The organism is Streptomyces sp. SID5785 (assembly GCF_009870065.1).
GTDB lineage: Bacteria > Actinomycetota > Actinomycetes > Streptomycetales > Streptomycetaceae > Streptomyces.
Map to the genome: position 1 here is coordinate 1 of NZ_WWIA01000674.1, position 270 is coordinate 270.

Below are 270 nucleotides of genomic sequence, written 5' to 3' on the forward strand. Positions count from 1 at the left end.
CCGCCGTGCCCCTCGTCCGCGCCCGGCGCCGGGTGCACCGGCGCCCGCTCCGGCTGCTCCGCGGTCGTACTCATCCTCGCCTCCGCACTGACTCGTCTGCGCACTGTGATGTCCCCTCGCCCGCCGGCAGCCCGGCCGTCCGGCCGCTCACGAGAAGAGCCGCCGCCAGGTCTCCGGCCCCGGGTAGCCGTCCGCGTCGCGGCCCGACCAGCCCTGGGAGCGCTGGAACGCCTCGACCGCCCGGCGGTCCGCCTCGCCCCAGCGCGGGCC

Annotated in this window: 2 pseudogenes; both read right to left on the minus strand. The window is 79.3% G+C overall.

The window, feature by feature from the left end:
• Positions 1-147: 147 nt before the first annotated feature.
• Positions 148-214 (minus strand): annotated as a pseudogene (locus GTW43_RS38690) (hypothetical protein); the annotation flags it as partial.
• Positions 209-262: pseudogene (locus GTW43_RS38695) on the minus strand (hypothetical protein); the annotation flags it as partial. The pseudogenes GTW43_RS38690 and GTW43_RS38695, both read right to left, overlap by 6 nt.
• Positions 263-270: the final 8 nt, after the last annotated feature.